This is a genomic window from Flavobacterium sp., assembly GCF_031422135.1.
Taxonomy (GTDB): domain Bacteria; phylum Bacteroidota; class Bacteroidia; order Flavobacteriales; family Flavobacteriaceae; genus Flavobacterium.
In genome coordinates this window covers 16882-32427 of record NZ_JANOQD010000118.1, presented here as the reverse complement: position 1 = coordinate 32427, position 15546 = coordinate 16882, and the positions used below count along the sequence as shown (strand labels likewise).

Here is a 15546-nt window from a genome sequence, read left to right as displayed (position 1 = left end):
TTAAAGTTATGAAAACAATATTTTATTTTTTAATTACCGCGCTTTCATTTGTATTTAATTGGAATGTATATTCTCAACAACCTTATATGGTCAAGGATATTAATCTTGGAACAAATACTTCGTTTTCGTATGATCCAAGTTTTACAAAAATTAATTCAACCCTATTTTTTGCTGCTAATGATGGTGTAAATGGATTTGAACTGTGGAAAAGTGATGGCACCAATGCTAGTACTGTTATGGTTAAAGATATTTATCCAGGCTACCAGTTTGCTAGCGTACCTAATAATTCTGACCCATTCAATTTAACGAATGTTAACGGCACTTTGTTTTTTACAGCAAATAACGGCATTAATGGCAGTGAACTTTGGAAAAGCGATGGCACTGAAGCTGGAACAGTAATGGTAAAAGACATTAATATTTACCCTAATTTTTCAGATGGAAATTCAGATGCAGCAATGTTTACAGCTGTTAATGGAGTACTATATTTTAGATGTAATAATATCGACAACGGATATGAATTATGGAAAAGTGATGGTACAGCAACTGGTACCGTAATGGTTAAAGACATTTATACTGGCAATAACTCGTATGGTACACCAAATAGTTCCGTTCCTTACAGCTTAACCAACGTCAATGGTGTTTTATTTTTTGGAGCAGTTGACGAAATAAATGGCATTGAATTATGGAAAAGTGATGGTACAAGTGCAGGAACTATAATTGTTGGAGGTCAGCCAGGTTTACAATCAAGCATTGGCTCGTATCCGTTTTTGACTGATGTAAATGGAACATTGTTTTTTGTGGGAGAAGACACTACTAATGGAAGAGAATTATGGAAATCCGATGGAACAGCGTCAGGAACTATGATGGTAAAAGATATTTTTCCTGGTAATAATGGATTTACTGCTAATAATTCTACGCCTTGGAGTTTAGTCAATATAAATGGGACTTTATTTTTTAGTGCCTCAGATAGTGAGGTAAATTCTAATAATCAAAACTCTGAATTATGGAAATCTGATGGTACTTCAGCAGGAACAGTAAAAGTTAAAGAAATTAGAACTGGTACCTATAACTATGGTTCATTTCCTAATAATTTAACAAATGCAAATGGCACTCTATATTTTTCTGCAAATGATGGAATTAATGGTATTGAATTATGGAAAAGCGATGGTACAGAAGCAGGAACTACTATGATAAAAGATCTTTATGCCGGTGTTGGAGGTTCAGAACCTGGTCAATTTACAAACATAAATGGTACGGTATATTTCGTTGCAAATGATGCAATTATTGGTCAAGAGCTATTTAAAACGGATGGTACAGCAAGCGGAACTATTGGCTATAATATTAGATTTTTGAGTGAAAGTTCCTCTCCAGAAGGTTTGATAAATGTTGCTGATAATTTATTTTTCAATGCAACCAATGGCGGACAAAACGGTAGAGAATTATGGCGTTTAGAGTTAAACCCGCTTTCTATAACAGAAAATACATCTAATGAAACCAAAATTAAAATCTTTCCCAATCCTGTGAAAGATATTTTAACCATTCAAAATTCTGAAAACTTAACTATTGATAAAATTTCAATTACCGATTTAACAGGTAAAAAAGTTTTAGAACAAAATACAAATTCTAATACCATAAATGTCGAAAAACTGCAAAACGGAATCTATGTTGTTCAAATAATATCTGATGGAAAAAGTTCTCTAAATAAATTTATTAAAAATTAATGTAAAACAAATAATAATCTTTAAAAACAAAAATTATGAAAAATGTAAACACAATTCAAATTAAAAAGACAGCAAGAAAAGCGTCTTTTTATGTACTAATGCTGTTATTACTAAACTCTTGCTACAGTTACACCAGTGTAGTTGGTAAAGGTGCCCAAGGGGATACAAAAGTAGTTAAAAACAATACCTATTTTATTCACGGTCTTGTAAAAACCAACCAATCCAATCCTAAAGAAATGGCAGATGGCGCAGCAAACTACACCATAGAAACTAAACATACTTTCCTAAACGGATTGTTAACAGCAATAACTTTTGGTATTTATGCTCCTACTACTACAATAGTAACTAAATAAAATCAACTTTTTTAAAAACAAATACTATGAAAAATTTCAAAATAATTATACTACTTATAATTGCATCTCTTGTAACAAGTTGCTCTAAAGACGATGTGCCTAAAAATACAAATGTTCCCAATGTTTTAGCGGTAACTACTGACACTCCTGCAGATATTACAAATACGCAAGCGAAATTGGGCGGTAATGTGGTTTCCGATGGTGGAAGTATAGTAACCCGAAGAGGAATTTGCATTAGTTTAACTATAAACCCAACAATTGATGATCCAAACAACGATGATGTGATAGAAATGGGAACTGGCATCGGCGCCTTTTCAGATACTTTTACTGGTTTACCATCAAACACAACAGGTCACATTAGAGCATTTGCAACCAACGCCACTGGCACTGTTTATGGAGAAAACAAAACATTTACTACGCTTGGCGGTTGTCCTATTGTAAACGTAACTGCTGGAATAACCACACCAACTACTTGGACAACAGGCAATGTTTATGTTATTAATACTCAAGTAAACGTAACCGAAACACTTACAATTCAACCAGGAGTTGTAATCAAACTAGGTAATGCAGGTAAAATCGAAATTAGGAATGGTGGTAAAATAATTGCCGATGGAGAGAATGGTAATCACATTGTATTCACCTCATTAAAAGACGATTCGGTTTGCGGAGATACTAATGGAGATGGGAATGCAACCACACCACAAAAAGGTGATTGGCTTAATCTTTACATTAATGGTGGAACAAATCACCAATTTGAATTTTGCGATTTTCTTTATGCTGGAGCCAACGATGGTGGTTATCGATGTGCTGTACAAATTGCCGTTGGCGGTACTTCGTTTTCGTTTAATGTATGTGTTTTTGCACACACGGCTTCTAGCACTGGTTTTACAAGTCAGTTTGCATTTTATGGAGGTGCTAATATGAAAGATCCCGCAGTCTCCGTATTTACCAACAATACTTTTTATGATAATAATATTCCGATTTATGTAAACGGTACTTATTCTTTAAATCCAAATAATTCTTACTTTAATCCTGCAAATCCAGCTCAAAAAAACGCCAAAAATTGCATTTGGGTTTTCCCTGACGGAGGTAACAATATTACTGTAAATTATAACGAAACCGAAGTAGCGTATGTTATGGATGGTTACTTACAGAAAAGTACGGGTTCAATGAATATTGGTCCAGGTGCCATAATGAAATTTCCACAAGGCAATACGTATGGGCTTAATGTTATTAATCTATCACTTGATGTAACGGCATTTCTTACTTCTATAAAAGATGATGCTCGTGGTGGCGATACTAATGGTGATGGCACTGCTACCGCACCAGCTGCAAATGATTGGTACGGATATTATAACCGAAATACTTCAGCTTGGGCAAGTGGAGCCAATATTTTGTATGCCCAAAATTAAATAGCAATTTAATCCAGATTACAAAAAATTAGTATAATTTGTAATCTGGATTTAATTTTAAATGCAAATTATGAAAAATATAATTTCACTTTTACTGATCCTTTTCTCAATAAATATGGTCGCTCAAAAAGAAATTTTTGATGTTGCAACGTATACCGTTCCAAAAGGTTGGAAAAAACAAACATCAGAAAGCACGCTTCAATTCACAAAAGAAGATACAAATAAAGGTACTTATTGCGCCATCACATTATTTAAATCGATGCCATCGACAGCAACGACTGCAGAAAATTTTGATCTAACTTGGAAATCAGTCGTAAAACAAATGGTTTCTGAAACTGCCGAGCCTCAATTACAACCTACTGAAACTGAAAATGGCTGGGAAACCCAAACTGGTTTCGCTACTTTTGAAGCTGAAGGTACTAAAAATGTAGTTTATTTAATCACTTCAAGCGACAATGTAACGATGATGAGTATGCTTATTTTGACCAATAGTGATGCTTATCAAACCGAAATCACCAATTTTATAGCATCGATAATTTTAAAAAAATCAAATAAGAGTTCAATAAAACCAGTAAAAAATACTGTTAAAACTAATACGTTAGTTTCAATTGCAAAAAATGATGGTTTTGCATTTACAACCACTAATTTTGATGATGGTTGGAATAGCACAGTCCAAGACGATTGGGTTGAGGTTACAAATGAAAATCTAAAAGTGGTACTTCACTATCCAAATAAAGCCGTAGATGATTACAGTTCTGACTTAATGGCTGGTTTAAAATATGCTTGGGATATGCTTGTTGCACCAAAATACAGTAGTGCAACCAATATGGAATTTAAACCTTTATACAGTTGGCAATCCATAGAGTTTGCAGAAGCAGAAATGGTTGAAAAATCGACTGGCAAAACAGTGTATGTGGTATTTTTTAAAAAACATTATAATAATGGTTCAGGACGATATGTTGAGTTTATTGCAGCCGATAAATTTTCTTTTGAAAAAGAATTTGGCGCCTACACAAACCAAGCATTAGCATCTAGCTGGGATAAAATGGCAAATATGACTAATTATAATAAATTTGCGGTTGCCACAACTGACTTAAAAGGAAAATGGACCAGCAATTTTTCTGGAATGACACAATATGTAAATGCTTATACGGGTGCCAATGCTGGTGCCAATACACATGCGTCAAATGAAAGCTTTGAATTTGGTGCCGGAAATACTTACAAATGGGATCTTGGTGTAGCTAGTGGTTTTGTGGGCAATATAAAATTTCAAAGCGTAAAATCGGCTGGCAAGTTTACTAATCTTAATAATTGGCAAATAAAATTTAGCGATATCGAAGGAAAACCAAAAAGCTACAACATTCAATTTTCTTGTATAAAAGGAGCAAGAATTTTATGGATTGGCGAAACAGGTTTTGGTAAAAGAGAATAATTTAATTTGAATTGTTTATAGCGATACAACATTAATTCAATGCTATTGTTATGGTTGCTTTAACTGGAATATCAAAGCCTGGGCAAATAGTTAAAATATTTTGTATGTTACAAATTAAATTTGAGTGATGTTGTGTTCTTTTTTAAATCGTCTAGTTTTACAAACACGGCGATTTTTTTTGATTACTTGGGATAATTTTTACATTATTTAAAAACAAAAAAACCACTTGTTTTCACAAGTGGTTTTAATATATTTTGAAATAAGTGTAGATTTAGTATCCGCCTCTGTTTCCACCACGGTCGTTTGATCCACCACCACGGTTGTTTCCACCACCACTGTAACCTCCACGAGATTCTCCACCACCACGGCTGTTTCCACCGCCACCATAACCACCACCACTTGGGCGACTGTTATTGAAGCTTTTTCTTTCCCCTTCTGGTTTTGGCTCTGATTTGTTTACTACAATAGCACGACCATCAACTGATGCACCGTTTAACTCGTCGATAGCTTTTTGGCCTTCTTCGTCGTTTGGCATTTCGATAAAACCAAAACCTTTGCTTCTACCTGTAAATTTATCAGTTATAATTTTTACTGAATCAACAGTACCATAAGCCTCGAAAGACTCTCTTAAATCTGCTTCCTCAATACTCCAAGGAAGGCTTCCAACAAAAATGTTCATATATATAATTTAAAAATATAATTAGTACAAAGGTAGACTAATTAATTTATAAAACTCTCATTATTAAGTAATTTGTTTTAAAATAGTAATTATAAGCACTTTGTGCAAAACTATTTTACAGGGATTTTATAAAAAACACCGTTACGGGCTACTACAATATTACCCGATACTGTATTCACAGCAACAAACTTATAATTTCCAGAGACAAAACCATTAGCGCTTTCTGTGATAACAATTTCGCCATTACTTTTGGTTACATTTTGAATGATAATTCTTGCTGCACCATTACCGCCAGTAATAGTTACAAAATCTCCTGCTTTGTATCCATTTCCAGGTGCATTAACTAGCACTTCATTAACGGAACCAGTGGAATTTATTTTAATATCAACCTTCAAACCAGTTCCAGCTCCATTAGTAGTCGTGACTACTGATGTAGCAGCAGTATATCCAGAACCACCCGATGAAATTGAAATTTTATTTACAGGCGCTGAATATATTGTAGTCCCGAATAAGGTCTGCTCAGTATTGAATAAAGCTGAATAAGAAATACTATTCGTTTGATTAGTTGTACCTAATAAATACGTTCCTAAAGCAGAAGAATTTATATTCAAAGTTACTTGACCATTACTTGTATTGCCTTTAATGACAAGCGAACCTGTTGCGCTTTTTGTAGCTACTGTACTAACTGATCTCCATAGTTGATTATCAATACTAGCCTGCATAGCAGGATTATTAAATTCTACGCTATCTTGACAAGAGAAAAGTAGAACACTTGAAAACAGCAATAAAAAAATATTTTTCATTTGAATTTGAATTTGTAGACCACAAAAATAACCGAATACAATTAATAATACACTATATGTAAAGTATTTTTATTACAATTCATTAAAAAACAGCATACAAGTATTTTGATTCAAAAAAATATGTATATTTGCACCCTTAATTAATAGAGGTCGAGTACCTCAAAATTTAATCACTAGATTATGTCAGTAAAAATTAGATTACAAAGACACGGAAAAAAAGGAAAACCTTTTTACTGGGTTGTAGCTGCAGATGCACGCTCAAAAAGAGACGGTAAATACCTAGAAAAAATTGGTACTTACAATCCAAACACAAATCCTGCAACAGTTGATTTGAACCTTGATGCTGCTGTACAATGGTTGCATAATGGTGCTCAACCAACTGATACAGCTAGAGCAATTCTTTCTTACAAAGGTGCTTTATTGAAACACCACCTTGATGGAGGAGTTCGTAAAGGTGCATTAACTCAAGATCAAGCTGATGCAAAATTAGCAACTTGGTTAGAAGCAAAAGCTGGTAAAGTAGATTCTAAAAAAGACGGATTGTCTAAAGCGGAAGTTGCTGCAAGAGCGAAAGCATTCAAAGCAGAAACTGTTGCTAACGAAAAACGTATTGCTGCTCAAACTGAAGCTGCTAAAGCTCCAGAAGCTGTAGTGGAAGAAGAAGTAGCTACAGAAGAAGTAGTTGAAGTTGAAGCTGCTACTGAAGAAGTAGTTGCTGAAGAAGCTCCAGCTGCTGAAGAAAGTACAGAAGAAAAAGAAGCTTAATATTTATTTTTTGCAAAATGCGTAAGGAAGATTGTTTCTATTTAGGTAAAATTGCAAAAAAATTTAGTTTCAAAGGGGAAGTTCTTATCTATTTAGATACTGACGAACCTGAAATTTATGAAAATTTGGAATCAGTTTTTGTTGAATGCAACAAAAACTTGATTCCATTTTTTATTGAAAATAGTAACCTTCACAAAGGCGATTTTCTTCGTGTTCGTTTTGAAGATGTAAGTAACGAAGAAGAAGCGGATGCCATTATGAATTGCGAAGTGTATCTTCCACTCAAAATGTTGCCTAAACTTACTGGTAACAAATTTTATTTTCACGAAGTAATAGGTTTTGAAATCGAAGACAAACGTGTGGGTATTTTTGGAAAAATTGTTTCTGTAAATGATACCACTGCACAACCTTTGTTTGAAGTTTTAAACGGTGAAGTGGAAATGTTGATTCCTATGATTGATCATTTTATTGTCAAAATTGACAGAGAAAACAAAAAAGTTTTAATGGATTTGCCAGAAGGATTGGTGGAAATGTACCTTTAACCGATTATTAGATTATTGGACAATTAGATTTTTAGATTAAATTAATCTTCCATAAAATGTCAGTATTTCATTTTAAAAAATTTTCCATTCAGCAAGAGAAAACAGCAATGAAAGTTGGTACCGATGGTGTTTTGCTTGGAGCTTGGTGTCCTATTGACAATAACCCAAAATCGATTTTAGATATTGGTGCTGGAACTGGTTTGATCGCATTAATGTTGGCGCAACGCAGCGATGCAACACAAATTGATGCTTTAGAAATTGATGAAGAAGCCTACGAACAAGCCACTGATAATTTTGAAAATTCGCCTTGGAACGATAGATTATACTGTTTTCACGCTGGTTTAGACGAGTTTGTTGACGATCCAGAAGATGAGTATGATTTAATAGTTTGTAACCCTCCTTTTTATTCCGAAGATTACAAAACCAATGATGGACAGCGAGATTTAGCCCGTTTTCAAGATGCTATGCCGTTTGAAGATTTGGTGGAAGCGGCGGATTTACTGCTTTCAGAAAATGGAATTTTTAGTGTTATTATACCTTATAAAGAAGAAGAACGATTTATTGATTTGTGTGCAGAATTGGAACTTTATCCTGTAAAAACTACCCGTGTTAGAGGTAATAAAACCTCCCAAATTGTTAGAAGTTTGTTGGCATTTAAGCGTTTTGAACTGCCTGTTTTGGAAACCGATGAAATTGCAATTGAAATAAACAGACACGAATATACTGATGAATATATTGCTTTGACTAAAGATTTTTATTTAAAAATGTAATTTCGATTAAACAGTACTGCCATAGCCCTGATGGAAGTGAAAATCCTTTTGCTTTTTTGTCATTCTGAGCTTGTCGAAGGGCAAAAAAAGCAAAAGATTGTAACGTACAGCAGGAAATAGCTCCAAAAAAACAATAAAATTATAACATCTGTTCGTTGTTTTGAAGTTTTAGTTTATGTAAATTTGCAAACGTTTGCGTAACAATTATTACTTTATACAATTTACCATATATGAAACCAGATTTATTTCAATCTCCTGATTACTACTTATTAGACGATTTATTGACCGACGAACACAAACTGGTTCGTGAAGCGACTCGTGCTTGGGTTAAAAAAGAAGTTTCTCCGATTATTGAAGAATATGCCCAACGTGCTGAATTTCCTAAACAAATTGTAAAAGGGTTGGGTGAAATTGGCGGTTTCGGCCCTTATATTCCTGTGGAATATGGTGGTGCTGGATTGGACCAAATTTCGTACGGATTGATAATGCAAGAAATTGAACGTGGCGATTCTGGCGTTCGTTCGACCTCATCAGTACAATCATCGCTCGTTATGTATCCTATTTGGAAGTACGGAAACGAAGAACAACGTATGCGATTTTTACCAAAATTAGCCACTGGAGAATTTATTGGGTGTTTTGGTTTGACGGAGCCAAATTACGGTTCAGATCCTGGAAGTATGATTACCAATTTTAAAGATATGGGTGACCATTACCTTTTAAATGGTGCAAAAATGTGGATTTCGAATGCTCCTTTTGCAGACATTGCTGTTGTTTGGGCAAAAAATGAAGAAGGTAGAATTCACGGATTGATTGTAGAGCGTGGAATGAAAGGTTTTACAACACCTGAAACGCATAATAAATGGTCGCTTCGCGCCTCATCTACTGGTGAATTGATTTTTGATAATGTAAAAGTTCCTAAAACCAATTTATTACCAAACAAATCGGGTCTTGGAGCGCCACTTGGTTGTTTGGATTCGGCTCGTTACGGAATTGCTTGGGGTGCAATTGGAGCTGCAATGGACTGTTATGATACGGCTTTGCGTTATGCTAAAGAGCGTGTTCAGTTCGACAAACCTATTGCTGGAACCCAATTGCAACAGAAAAAACTAGCCGAAATGATTACCGAAATTACCAAAGCACAATTGCTGACTTGGCGTTTAGGTGTTTTGAGAAACGAAGGACGAGCTACAACCGCTCAAATTTCGATGGCCAAAAGAAACAATGTTGATATGGCAGTTCATATTGCTCGTGAAGCGAGACAAATACTTGGTGGGATGGGAATTACAGGCGAATATTCGATTATGCGTCATATGATGAATTTAGAATCTGTCTTGACTTATGAAGGCACACACGACATACACTTATTGATTACTGGTGCGGATATTACTGGAATTCCAGCTTTTAAATAGGTTTTGAAATTTTTAATAGTGAAAGCTTCTTGGAAACAGGAAGCTTTTTTGTTTAAAAAAATGATTAATTTTATTCTAAATTGTATTTATGTTTACTTCTCAAGACCGACTAACTAGAGCTTATACAGAAGCAAAAAGAATTTCTTTTGATAATAGATCAAAATTTATACTTTTTTCGGATTGTCATCGTGGCGACGGAAGTTTTGCAGATGATTTTGCGAATAATCGAAACATATACCAACACGCAATTAAGCACTATTTTGAAAATGATTTTACCTATATTGAATTAGGAGATGGTGATGAACTTTGGGAAAATTTGTTTTTTAAAGACATTTTAGAAGCCAATAAAAGTGTGTTTTTGCAGCTCAAAAAATTTTATGACACTAATCGTCTTCATATGATTTATGGCAATCACGATATGGTTCATAGAAATCCAGATATTGTCAAAAAACATTTTTCAGAATATTTTGATATTAAAGGAGGAAAGAAACTTCCGTTAATGCCTGATTTAAAATTTTACGAGGGTATAATTCTAGAAAATGCAGAAACCAAGCAAGAACTGTTTTTAACCCACGGACATCAAGCCGATTTTATGAATTATGTAGGGTGGAAAATAAATCGGTTTTTTGTACGTGTGTTATGGAAACCTTTACAAATATGGGGAATAAAAGATCCAACAAGTCCCGCTAAAAACTATCGTGAACTTTTAAAAGTAGAACGAAAAATTAAAAAATGGATTGCCGATAACAAAAACCTCATTACAATAATTGGACACACGCACAGACCTCATTTTCCAAAACCACAAGACAAGGAACTTAATTTTTTTAACGATGGTAGTTGTGTACATCCAAGAAGTATCACAGGAATCGAAATTACCGAAGGTAAAATTGCCTTAATCAAATGGTTTATTGACACCAAAGACGATGGTGTTTTACAAATAGTAAAAGAGTATGTTGAAAATCCTGAAAGTATTATAGAATACCAATCGGTTTAACTAAAACCCACATTTATTCTGGAGCTAATTCAATTTCCAACCCATCAATTTCAGGAGTTATATGTATTTGACACCCCAAACGACTGTTGCCTTTTACGTTAAAAGCTTCCCAAAGCATTGCCTCTTCATCATCGGATTTTTCAGGAAGTGTTACATCGTTTAAAACATAACATTGACATGAAGCGCACATTGCCATTCCGCCACAAATCCCTATGGTGCCTTCTTCCGCCAGCTCATACATACGAACTACCTCCATCAAATTCATATTCATATCGGTAGGTGCTTGAATCTCGTGAAACTGTCCTTGACGGTCGGTTATTTTTAAAGTAACATCCATTATAAAAATTTTGACAAAAGTATAACTATGAGTTGGAAATTTTATTTTTTAATGAAAATAAAATTATTAATTAAATGTATTATATTTGCCCCAGAATTTGGGGGATTAGCTCATTTGGCTAGAGCGCTTGCCTGGCAGGCAAGAGGTGGTCGGTTCGAATCCGATATTCTCCACCAGAAACTATAAAAAACAAACGCCTCATTTTTTGAATTGAGGCGTTTTGTGTTTTTAGAGCGTTTTTATTTGAAAATTCAATAATTCTTTTGGCTCAATATCTAATGCGTTAGCTATTTTGACAAGTGTTCTGATCGTCGTATTAAATTCAGCTCGTTCCACTCTACCTATTTGTGCTTTAGAAATATTACAGTCATCAGCTAAATTTTGTTGAGAAATATCTTTTTTTTCTCTCAATTTTCTGATGTGAATTCCAAGTTTAATAATAAATTCTTCTTCTGAAATATCCATATTTCAAAATTGGTAAGATTTATTATTTGTATGGAATCATATATGTTACCAATTTTATTATATTTGCAAACCAAGATGACACAAAAACCCAAAACAAAATTGCCACTCGAATTATGACTATTTCAATTTATGTTGAGATAATTTTAAGCCTATTTTTCTTATAAAAAAATAAAATTAGCTCAAATTTAACAAAAAATACGTGGTTTTACCGTAACCTAAAATGGCATAAAGTAATTTAATTTTGCGCCTGAAAAATAGTTTAACCTAAGTTATCCTAAAAAAGGTATAAAAGGGAAAATTTACTATTGATTTTAATAAATGCAAAAAAAAAATTACATCCGTCCCAACCTTTTCATCATTATTAATCTCTATATATAAAAACAAACTAAATTAAAACCGAATGAAACAAAAAATGAAACAATTAAAACAATTAAAACTATTAATACTGACAATCATAACAGGATTATTACTGTATGGTTGCCAAGATGATTTTGAGCACACCCACGACCATACAACTCAAAAACAAAACATTATATTAAAAGAATATTCTTTAGATCAGGCAAATAAAATACCTCAGTTTAGAATTGCAAATCAAAAAGCATTAAATGAATTGAAAAAATCAAGAAAAAGCAATAAAACAAGTTCTAGGGAAACAGGAGATTATATCGCTATTGATGCGGCAACGGTTAAGGAAATATCTTTTGATGATTTTACATCCTACACTATGCTAGTTAAAAAGGAAACTGATACCCAAGATTATTTTGAAAACTTGGTAGTTCACGTTAAACAGGATACTATAACAGAAGTATTTCTTATGAAATACACCCCAACACAACCTCCTGTTTATGATGAGGCTACTAAATCCTACACGCTAATAGGAAATATAGGGATGTCTGCATTAATAACTACTTTTTTTGGAGAAGGCGGAGTGGATTATGAAGAAGGAGGTGGAGGTGCTACAGGCTGGACAACGTGTGCTTGGGTGCTTATGTGTAATGGGAGAAATGGCGGAGGAATAGGGCCTGAGCATCGTGCTACACCATACTGTCAGCATAAGTATTTAAAACAAATGTGTTCTTTAAACATACAAATTAGTAGCGGTTGTGGCATATCAACCGACAATGGAGACACACCAACAGGAAACGGACCAGGCGGAAGCGGCACAGGGAATGGTTCTAACAACATTACAACCTCTAATCCTATCACAACTCCAGTGATACCAAAAACTCCAGAAGAACTAAAAGCGGATATTTTTAAAACACAGTTTTTTGATGTATTATCATTAGATAAACAACAACTTTTAGCAACTAATAATTCTGTACTTAAATCAATAAAAGAATATATTACTTTAAATATAGATATTACTCTTGATGGGCAAAATATAGATTCTGAAGCAGTTCAAATCGCCTATGAATTAATGGAATATTTTAAAGAAGAGTTAAGTTATAGCGAGAACAGTACCGATCCAGAATTGGAAATAGCTTTAGATATGACTTTAGATTTTGCAAGTTCGAATAGTTTGAGTACCTCTACATCAAATCTTGCGATTTTGGGACCTAGTTTTGGCACTACAGATCATATTGTTGTTTTGAATGCCATAATTTTGCAAGAGATGAGTATTATTATGAGTTCTTACCCAAATGGGCACGTGTTTTCTAAAATGGAAATTTTAAAGATCTATTTGGAATCTTGTAAAGAATCATTATTATTGATGAGTGATGTTTTAGGAATGGCACCAGCTGTGGGAGCTTTTTTTGACGTAACAAGTGGATTGATTTATACGTGTAGCGGTGATTATTTAAATGGTGCAATTAGTTTTACAGCGGCTGTGCCTTTTGCTGGTGACTGGACAACGGTTGCAAGGATTACCAAACGAATTTATAACTTAATTACTGGGAAGAAAGTTATATTAAAAGCCTACAAGCTTATTGATGGCACAATAGTATTTAGCAATAGGGGTCAGTTAAGAAAAGTTTTAGGAATAGTAAATAATGCAATTCATGCTCATCATGTCATACCATACGGATTGTCGAGTGAACGTTTGGTTCAACTAGCTGCCAGATTTAGTTCGCCAACAAAGAAAGCATTCCATATTAATGACATTGCAAATGGAATTGCAATGCCTAAAGATTTTCATTTAAATGGACATCTTGCTTACTCAAATAAAATTAAAGCTAGAATGGAAGTTTTATATGGATATGCAAATGGGAATATAGAATTAGCATATGATTTACTAACTGACTATATGGATGATGTAAGAGACATTATCGCAGCAAATCCTAATTTGACTTTAGGACAAATAGCAACTTTAATACCATAAATAAATGAAGTATTATAGACTTTCATATCCTAATGACGTAAAAGAAATTGGTCATAATCCCCAAGTACAGAAAACGATTTGGGATGGAAGACCTTATGATGAGGGAGCATTTGGTACGCAAGGGTTATTTAATAGTTTTCATAACAATCCAGCTATACCCAGCATTGAATTTTATAAAAGCGCAAAGACTACTTCAATGATAAGTATTAATACAATTGGTATTAATCTATATCTTATAGTTGATAAAACTTTTCTAAACTTTTTAATTGCAAACTGTGAAGGAATATTTCAAACTTGGAAAATACAAGCTAAAAAAAAGGATTTGAATTATAATTATTATATATTTTTCATAGATAATCCAAAATATGATTTTATTAATTATAAGGAATCCGTTTTCAGATTATACATAAAAAGTAATGATCGAAAGTGGATTAAACTTGATAAAACTATTAAAGTGATTTCTGATGAAGATTGTATGGATAAATACAGAGAATATCCATCAATTGGTATTGAAAAACCGTTTTTTGAAGCAGAAAAACTAATTTTAGATGGTAACAATTGTGATTTTTTTAGGTCTAGCTCCCCCACAATTGCGGGTTATTATGTTTCAGAAAAATTAAAAAACGAAATAGAAAAACAAGGTTTTACTGGCATAAGATTCCAAGAACTAAATGAAATAAATAATTTTGTAGAGGTTGAAACCATCTAATTATGAAAGCAATTTGTATTTTAGCATTCCTTTTTTCATTATCTATTCATTCTCAAAGTAAAACAATTGTTCCTAAAAAAGGGACAGTTGTTTTTAATTGCAAAGAAATAATTACTGATGAAAAGCTATATGAAATATCAAAAAAAGAATTAAAAACTAATTTGTCTTCATTTTTAAAAAATGAAATTATTACTGAAAGTGGACAACATAATCAAGAGATTGATAGTTTAAAATTAAAAAATGTGTTAGAAAACTCTGAAGATGGTTATGACCTTATTTTTAATAACTTATTTACTAATTTAAATGAAGATTATCATTATCATCATACTTTCGATAATAATAAAATAACTTATTATGTTACAAAAAATGATGAATTAATAGGTGAAAATCAAACTATAGATTTAAATGATAAAATAAACACACGAGCAATCGAAGGAAAAAATAATGAAATGTCTTTTATCAATGAATTTGCATATTTTGATGATAATGATATTATAGAAATTAAAGAGTACAGAAATGAAAAAAGGAAAATAAAAAAATTTAATTGTTTTAAGGTTTTAATATCATACAAAGAAACTTTAGATGATTTAGATTTCTTCAATAGTTATATTTTCTACAAAGAACTTTGGGTTAGCGATAAAATAAAATGTTTACATCATCCAATTATTAAATACCCTATGATTTTAGAAAAATATTATCCACTAGAAATAACAGAATATTCGGATATGCAAAAAGGAATTATTAAAGAATATAAAATTGAAGAAATTAGTTTGAAATAATCAATTAAAATATGAAACAATTTTTAAACAAAGTCCTAGTATTTATCTGTTTAAGT

At 32.9% G+C, this 15546-nt stretch carries 16 protein-coding genes and 1 tRNA gene; 13 read left to right on the top strand and 4 right to left on the bottom strand.

What is annotated here, in order from left to right; all coding sequences use genetic code 11:
* The first annotated feature begins 8 nt into the window (after positions 1–8).
* The 4 genes from RMO70_RS15575 to RMO70_RS15560 all read left to right on the top strand — a co-directional run bounded on the left by RMO70_RS15575 (position 9) and on the right by RMO70_RS15560 (position 4918).
* A complete protein-coding gene (locus tag RMO70_RS15575; protein ID WP_310557364.1) occupies positions 9–1721 on the top strand; it encodes an ELWxxDGT repeat protein in 1713 nt (570 codons plus the stop codon).
* Between the two features lie 35 nt (positions 1722–1756).
* The gene (locus RMO70_RS15570; RefSeq protein ID WP_310557363.1) at positions 1757–2074 is read left to right on the top strand and encodes a Bor family protein; all 318 of its coding nucleotides are present in this window, start codon (positions 1757–1759) and stop codon (positions 2072–2074) included.
* A gap of 26 nt (positions 2075–2100) precedes the next feature.
* The gene (locus tag RMO70_RS15565; RefSeq protein WP_310557362.1) at positions 2101–3486 is read left to right on the top strand and encodes a hypothetical protein; all 1386 of its coding nucleotides are present in this window, start codon (positions 2101–2103) and stop codon (positions 3484–3486) included.
* A gap of 70 nt (positions 3487–3556) precedes the next feature.
* Positions 3557–4918 carry a hypothetical protein gene (locus RMO70_RS15560; RefSeq protein ID WP_310557361.1) on the top strand — a complete coding sequence of 454 codons (1362 nt, stop codon included), beginning with the start codon at positions 3557–3559 and terminating at the stop codon, positions 4916–4918.
* Between the two features lie 271 nt (positions 4919–5189).
* On the opposite strand, the gene RMO70_RS15555 is transcribed toward RMO70_RS15560, so the two are convergent.
* Both RMO70_RS15555 and RMO70_RS15550 read right to left on the bottom strand, forming a co-directional pair.
* Positions 5190–5597 (bottom strand): RNA-binding protein, encoded by a 408-nt coding sequence (locus tag RMO70_RS15555; protein ID WP_309609476.1) that lies wholly within the window; start codon positions 5595–5597, stop codon positions 5190–5192.
* 110 nt (positions 5598–5707) lie between these two features.
* Complete coding sequence (locus RMO70_RS15550) at positions 5708–6400, bottom strand: DUF6252 family protein (RefSeq protein ID WP_310557360.1); 693 nt, start codon at positions 6398–6400, stop codon at positions 5708–5710.
* Between the two features lie 180 nt (positions 6401–6580).
* Here RMO70_RS15550 and RMO70_RS15545 point away from each other — a divergent pair, with 180 nt between their 5' ends.
* The 5 genes from RMO70_RS15545 (at position 6581) to RMO70_RS15525 (ending at position 10880) form a co-directional block, all read left to right on the top strand.
* The gene (locus RMO70_RS15545; RefSeq protein WP_310557359.1) at positions 6581–7165 is read left to right on the top strand and encodes a 30S ribosomal protein S16; all 585 of its coding nucleotides are present in this window, start codon (positions 6581–6583) and stop codon (positions 7163–7165) included.
* A gap of 17 nt (positions 7166–7182) precedes the next feature.
* Positions 7183–7707: a ribosome maturation factor RimM gene (gene rimM / locus RMO70_RS15540; protein ID WP_310557358.1), complete on the top strand. Its 525-nt coding sequence runs from the start codon at positions 7183–7185 to the stop codon at positions 7705–7707.
* 56 nt (positions 7708–7763) lie between these two features.
* Positions 7764–8477, top strand: a complete 714-nt coding sequence (locus RMO70_RS15535) for a methyltransferase (protein WP_310557357.1) — start codon at positions 7764–7766, stop codon at positions 8475–8477.
* 230 nt (positions 8478–8707) lie between these two features.
* Positions 8708–9886 (top strand): acyl-CoA dehydrogenase family protein, encoded by a 1179-nt coding sequence (locus tag RMO70_RS15530; protein WP_310557356.1) that lies wholly within the window; start codon positions 8708–8710, stop codon positions 9884–9886.
* Between the two features lie 88 nt (positions 9887–9974).
* Positions 9975–10880: a metallophosphoesterase gene (locus RMO70_RS15525; protein WP_310557355.1), complete on the top strand. Its 906-nt coding sequence runs from the start codon at positions 9975–9977 to the stop codon at positions 10878–10880.
* 13 nt (positions 10881–10893) lie between these two features.
* Here the strand turns inward: RMO70_RS15525 and RMO70_RS15520 are convergent, their stop codons facing one another.
* The gene (locus RMO70_RS15520) at positions 10894–11220 is read right to left on the bottom strand and encodes a 2Fe-2S iron-sulfur cluster-binding protein (RefSeq protein ID WP_310557421.1); all 327 of its coding nucleotides are present in this window, start codon (positions 11218–11220) and stop codon (positions 10894–10896) included.
* Positions 11221–11316: 96 nt separating this feature from the next.
* On the opposite strand from RMO70_RS15520, the gene RMO70_RS15515 reads away from it, so the two are divergent.
* Positions 11317–11393, top strand: a tRNA-Ala gene (locus RMO70_RS15515).
* 52 nt (positions 11394–11445) lie between these two features.
* Here RMO70_RS15515 and RMO70_RS15510 read toward each other — a convergent pair.
* Positions 11446–11682, bottom strand: coding sequence for a helix-turn-helix transcriptional regulator (locus tag RMO70_RS15510; RefSeq protein ID WP_310557354.1), 237 nt, complete (start codon positions 11680–11682; stop codon positions 11446–11448).
* A gap of 412 nt (positions 11683–12094) precedes the next feature.
* Between RMO70_RS15510 and RMO70_RS15505 the strand changes: the two genes are divergently transcribed.
* From RMO70_RS15505 to RMO70_RS15495, 3 genes are read left to right on the top strand one after another with little or no spacing between them, the layout of a single operon-like run.
* Positions 12095–14002 (top strand): hypothetical protein, encoded by a 1908-nt coding sequence (locus RMO70_RS15505; protein ID WP_310557353.1) that lies wholly within the window; start codon positions 12095–12097, stop codon positions 14000–14002.
* Between the two features lie 4 nt (positions 14003–14006).
* A complete protein-coding gene (locus RMO70_RS15500; RefSeq protein ID WP_310557352.1) occupies positions 14007–14711 on the top strand; it encodes a hypothetical protein in 705 nt (234 codons plus the stop codon).
* A gap of 2 nt (positions 14712–14713) precedes the next feature.
* Entirely contained in the window at positions 14714–15490 is a 777-nt protein-coding gene (locus RMO70_RS15495) for a hypothetical protein (protein WP_310557351.1), read from the top strand.
* Positions 15491–15546: the final 56 nt, after the last annotated feature.

What these genes read in the sequence shown, in the direction of transcription:
- RMO70_RS15530 (WP_310557356.1), top strand. Translation starts at nt 8,708, where the DNA reads ATGAAACCAGATTTATTTCAATCTCCTGATTACTACTTATTAGACGAT.
- rimM (WP_310557358.1), top strand. Translation starts at nt 7,183, where the DNA reads ATGCGTAAGGAAGATTGTTTCTATTTAGGTAAAATTGCAAAAAAATTT.
- RMO70_RS15535 (WP_310557357.1), top strand. Translation starts at nt 7,764, where the DNA reads ATGTCAGTATTTCATTTTAAAAAATTTTCCATTCAGCAAGAGAAAACA.
- RMO70_RS15500 (WP_310557352.1), top strand. Translation starts at nt 14,007, where the DNA reads ATGAAGTATTATAGACTTTCATATCCTAATGACGTAAAAGAAATTGGT.
- RMO70_RS15575 (WP_310557364.1), top strand. Translation starts at nt 9, where the DNA reads ATGAAAACAATATTTTATTTTTTAATTACCGCGCTTTCATTTGTATTT.
- RMO70_RS15545 (WP_310557359.1), top strand. Translation starts at nt 6,581, where the DNA reads ATGTCAGTAAAAATTAGATTACAAAGACACGGAAAAAAAGGAAAACCT.
- RMO70_RS15560 (WP_310557361.1), top strand. Translation starts at nt 3,557, where the DNA reads ATGAAAAATATAATTTCACTTTTACTGATCCTTTTCTCAATAAATATG.
- RMO70_RS15505 (WP_310557353.1), top strand. Translation starts at nt 12,095, where the DNA reads ATGAAACAATTAAAACAATTAAAACTATTAATACTGACAATCATAACA.
- RMO70_RS15510 (WP_310557354.1), bottom strand. Translation starts at nt 11,682, where the DNA reads ATGGATATTTCAGAAGAAGAATTTATTATTAAACTTGGAATTCACATC.
- RMO70_RS15550 (WP_310557360.1), bottom strand. Translation starts at nt 6,400, where the DNA reads ATGAAAAATATTTTTTTATTGCTGTTTTCAAGTGTTCTACTTTTCTCT.
- RMO70_RS15495 (WP_310557351.1), top strand. Translation starts at nt 14,714, where the DNA reads ATGAAAGCAATTTGTATTTTAGCATTCCTTTTTTCATTATCTATTCAT.
- RMO70_RS15570 (WP_310557363.1), top strand. Translation starts at nt 1,757, where the DNA reads ATGAAAAATGTAAACACAATTCAAATTAAAAAGACAGCAAGAAAAGCG.
- RMO70_RS15565 (WP_310557362.1), top strand. Translation starts at nt 2,101, where the DNA reads ATGAAAAATTTCAAAATAATTATACTACTTATAATTGCATCTCTTGTA.
- RMO70_RS15555 (WP_309609476.1), bottom strand. Translation starts at nt 5,597, where the DNA reads ATGAACATTTTTGTTGGAAGCCTTCCTTGGAGTATTGAGGAAGCAGAT.
- RMO70_RS15525 (WP_310557355.1), top strand. Translation starts at nt 9,975, where the DNA reads ATGTTTACTTCTCAAGACCGACTAACTAGAGCTTATACAGAAGCAAAA.